Source organism: Streptococcus infantis, assembly GCF_001579645.1.
GTDB lineage: Bacteria > Bacillota > Bacilli > Lactobacillales > Streptococcaceae > Streptococcus > Streptococcus infantis_E.
Window position 1 is genome coordinate 1 of record NZ_KQ970823.1, and the last position, 3753, is coordinate 3753.

Sequence of the window (3753 nt, forward strand, 5' to 3'; positions counted from 1 at the left end):
TTTAAATATTTTGGAAGGGTAGCGAAGAGGCTAAACGCGGCGGACTGTAAATCCGCTCCTTCGGGTTCGGGGGTTCGAATCCCTCCCCTTCCATAACCTTAACTACGGGCATAGTTTAAAGGTAGAACTAAGGTCTCCAAAACCTTCAGTGTGGGTTCAATTCCTACTGCCCGTGTTTTAAAATTATGGCGGGTGTGGTGAAGTGGTTAACACACCAGATTGTGGCTCTGGCATGCGTGGGTTCGATCCCCATCACTCGCCTATTTTATATTATTGGGGTATAGCCAAGCGGTAAGGCAAGGGACTTTGACTCCCTCATGCGTTGGTTCGAATCCAGCTACCCCAGTTACTATTTGCCGGCGTGGCGGAATTGGCAGACGCGCTGGACTCAAAATCCAGTGTCCGCAAGGACGTGCCGGTTCGACCCCGGCCGCCGGTATAGTATAGAGCTAAGGAACGTTGATAAATCAGCGTTCCTTTTCGATTTGGTCAACTTTTGGTCAATAATTCTATTTTTTAACTAAACTCGTCAGAACAGCACGAACTTTGTTATTTTCAATATCCGCTTTTTCCTTTATCAGATGGCCGTAAGTTTCAGTTATTTGCTTAATATCTCGATGCCCCATTAATTTTGAGACTGCCCAAATATCAACACCCATTCCTAACATTGTTGAACAATACGTGTGTCTCAGACCTGTGCTTGTCATAGTTTGAGGATAAATTTTCAAATCTTTTAAAATTTGTTTTAGATGCTTATTGATCCCTGCATTTGTTACAATCTTATAATTCAAATCTACTAAAACCATATTTTCGTGATTTGTAATTGTACCGTTTTCAATGAATACAGTCTGTTCTTGTTTTAATTTTTTTAGAATAGTTAAAGTATCGTTATCAACAGGAATTGTACGAATTGATTCTTCTGTTTTAGGATTTGCCCACCGTTTCCTAGCTGTATCATATCGTCTATAAGTTTTGATTTCTGAACTTTCCCACAATATACAATCCCATGTGAGACCTGCAACTTCTCCTGCACGCATTCCTGTTTTTAATTGAATTAACAATAGATAGGGAACTATAGAAGTAGCTAAATCAAGATTGTTTTCTAAATATGTTACTAACTTTTGATAATCTTGAAAACTATGAATATATTTTTCATCTTTTCTTTTTTTAGGGGGACGACCTGAAATAATGACACCTTCAGTAAAATCTTCGATATTGAGCTTATCTCGTTTCGCAAATACAATTACATTTCTAATTTCCGCATTCATTCTACTAACATTGTCACGACAGTTTGTTTCAGCGTACTTGTTTATAAAACCTTGATATTCGCTTGCTTTAATTTTCAAAGCTGGTTTGTCCTTGAAATATTCTTTGATAAACTTACCACGCAATAAATGTTTATTGAATGTAGAATCCGCTTTTCCTTGTGGTTTAACTGTTAATTCTAACCACTTTTCCCAAAGGGCATAGAATGTAATATTTTTATCAATGATTGCACCGTTTATCAATTTGAGTTCAAGAGCTAGTGCTTCAATTTCAGCTTCTCTTTTTGTCTTGAATCCTGAATTTGAAGCCACTACCTTTTTATTTTTATCAAATATTCTATAGTCCCATAAATTCTTTTTACCTCTTTTTCTGTATGAAACTGACATGATTACCTCTTTCTAAAAAGACAATAATCAAGATATTATCTTGATTATCGTATCATAAATTAAAGATTTCTGCAAAGTTTTCTTCAAAAAATTGTTTTGTTTTGCTAGCTAAGAAGTAGTACCGTCCACCCTGATTCTCTGGATATTTCACAAAACCATCTTTATTCTTTTCAATATCGATTTTTGAGCGAATATCTGGCTGATAAAGAACATGTTTTAATAACCAAGGTCGAGATACTGATAACATGTTTAAAACCTCATCTAAGCTAATATATTTCCCTTTTGAGGCTTGCTTTTTTAAATCAAGATATTCATCTTTTTCAACGATAATATGAGAAGCAGGCAACTGTACTTCTAAATTGTCTATTTTGATTAAAAACTTATCTGTCATATGAATTTTTCTCTTTCTGTGATAAAATAATGTATAGAAATAGTATTTACTGTTTCCATTAACTTTAGTTATCGCTGCACTCGCTTTGGTCGGTTGAGTCTGTAGTGATAACTTTTCTTTTACTGTCAATATTTTTTTCTTTCTTAATTCTTTCTAATATTTCTGAAGCAATTTTTCGAAATTCTTCTTCATTTTCTACACTTTTTAGTGAATACGTCTGTAATTTTTCAAATGCTTGTTTCGCTTTTTCTTTTAAATCACGTGTAGCTGTGTAATTCCATAATTCAATTTTGATAACTTTATTCTTTTCATCATGAACCATTTTGATTACAAATCTAATTCTTCTCATTAGCTGATGATATTCTTTATTTTTCTTACCAAACCACGAATCACACCAATCCCAATAAGTGTCTGAATTTGTGATAATTGTTAAATCATTAATGATATACGCATCTTTAAACCGTGAACTTAACTGTGTAGCTGAATCTGGTTCTAATACTTGAAACAGTTCTCTAAAAGTCATACCACAACTTGCATCTAATTCATTTATTATAATTGTTTTTTCCCCTTTATAACCTGAACCCAAATCAAAACGCTTTTTATTTATTGATGGGGTATGCGCGCCTAATCTATCATGTTCTTCTGCCAGTAAGCGAGCTAAATAGGATTTTCCTGTTCCCCCTTCAGCTTGAATATAAATACCTGAATGATTTCGTTCGCCCTTACTCATACGAATAAACTCTTTCTGAATATATTCTTGTCTGTTTTCCTCAAATTGTCTTTTATTTGAGTTCCACGCTTTTTGTGCTATTCGTTGAGTAAATTGCTCAAATAATTGTTGTTTTACTTCCGTTATAAGTAACCCTTCCTCTGAAATTTGATAACTTAACTCTAAACAATATTCATCGATTTCTAAACCACTATCAGACTTTTCTTTGCTATGATTTTTGATTTTTCCCATGATATCATCGATATAATTTGCATTTTCTGATGAAATAACGTCTTTGACCTCATAGGGAAATTTGTGTTCTTCCATGTTACGTTCATTCCTATGTGTAAGATATCTGCATGTTTTAATTGAACTACGAACAAATTCTAAATTTTGTTCCCTTGAAATTGATAGAGCTTTAAATACTGATGAGTAAGTATGAGCATGCTTAAAATCAATATAAAAATGTGCATGCAATGGTTTTGAACTTCCGTCATCTTTTAAATCTTTATCGTGAAAAATAATATGATACCTATCTTCTTCATTTTTACAATAGTCTTTAATTCGTTGAATAACTGATTCACGAAAATCTTTTTCAGTTAATTCTGAATTTGCATTATGTTCATATTCAAATGAAATTTGACCAAAAAATTTTCGTTTTCTATCATTTTGATTAATTTTCATAAAAATCCTTTCTGTTTTTGACACAAAATAAAGAGTATGTGTTGATTTTGAGTTGTTGTGATATGGTTTGGATGTGGATGCACAGACGGAGAAAACTGTGCATCCACATTCAAACAAGCATCATATTTACTTGACACATCACAACATAAAATTCTTATTCATTAGACGTGAATTGTTTAAAATTTATGGTGCTGGTGTACTTGCTTACCTTCAGTAGCAGTACACCGCACCTTTATTTTTTTCTAAATGCTGTTGAGATGAATGTTCTACTATTTTCTAATCTAATAAAATCATTAAATAAGTAAGGCTCTTTGTCA

Annotated in this window: 3 protein-coding genes and 5 tRNA genes; 5 read left to right on the forward strand and 3 right to left on the reverse strand. The window is 33.1% G+C overall.

Annotation, left to right across the window (positions count from 1 at the left end; translation table 11 throughout):
* Positions 1 to 12 precede the first annotated feature (12 nt).
* The 5 genes from SINDD18_RS08045 to SINDD18_RS08065 all read left to right on the forward strand — a co-directional run bounded on the left by SINDD18_RS08045 (position 13) and on the right by SINDD18_RS08065 (position 439).
* A tRNA-Tyr gene (locus tag SINDD18_RS08045) sits at positions 13 to 93 on the forward strand.
* An 11-nt stretch (positions 94 to 104) separates the two neighbouring features.
* Positions 105 to 175: transfer RNA gene (locus SINDD18_RS08050), tRNA-Trp, on the forward strand.
* A gap of 13 nt (positions 176 to 188) precedes the next feature.
* A tRNA-His gene (locus SINDD18_RS08055) sits at positions 189 to 261 on the forward strand.
* A gap of 13 nt (positions 262 to 274) precedes the next feature.
* Positions 275 to 346, forward strand: a tRNA-Gln gene (locus SINDD18_RS08060).
* A gap of 9 nt (positions 347 to 355) precedes the next feature.
* Positions 356 to 439 (forward strand) — tRNA-Leu (locus SINDD18_RS08065).
* Between the two features lie 70 nt (positions 440 to 509).
* Here SINDD18_RS08065 and SINDD18_RS08070 read toward each other — a convergent pair.
* The 3 genes from SINDD18_RS08070 to SINDD18_RS08080 all read right to left on the reverse strand — a co-directional run bounded on the left by SINDD18_RS08070 (position 510) and on the right by SINDD18_RS08080 (position 3436).
* Positions 510 to 1652 carry a tyrosine-type recombinase/integrase gene (locus SINDD18_RS08070; RefSeq protein WP_061863768.1) on the reverse strand — a complete coding sequence of 381 codons (1143 nt, stop codon included), beginning with the start codon at positions 1650 to 1652 and terminating at the stop codon, positions 510 to 512.
* Between the two features lie 52 nt (positions 1653 to 1704).
* The gene (locus tag SINDD18_RS08075; RefSeq protein WP_061863769.1) at positions 1705 to 2043 is read right to left on the reverse strand and encodes a DUF771 domain-containing protein; all 339 of its coding nucleotides are present in this window, start codon (positions 2041 to 2043) and stop codon (positions 1705 to 1707) included.
* A 64-nt stretch (positions 2044 to 2107) separates the two neighbouring features.
* Positions 2108 to 3436, reverse strand: coding sequence for a Rep family protein (locus tag SINDD18_RS08080; RefSeq protein WP_061863770.1), 1329 nt, complete (start codon positions 3434 to 3436; stop codon positions 2108 to 2110).
* Positions 3437 to 3753: the final 317 nt, after the last annotated feature.

What these genes read in the sequence shown, in the direction of transcription:
- SINDD18_RS08070 (WP_061863768.1), bottom strand. Translation starts at nt 1,652, where the DNA reads ATGTCAGTTTCATACAGAAAAAGAGGTAAAAAGAATTTATGGGACTAT.
- SINDD18_RS08075 (WP_061863769.1), bottom strand. Translation starts at nt 2,043, where the DNA reads ATGACAGATAAGTTTTTAATCAAAATAGACAATTTAGAAGTACAGTTG.
- SINDD18_RS08080 (WP_061863770.1), bottom strand. Translation starts at nt 3,436, where the DNA reads ATGAAAATTAATCAAAATGATAGAAAACGAAAATTTTTTGGTCAAATT.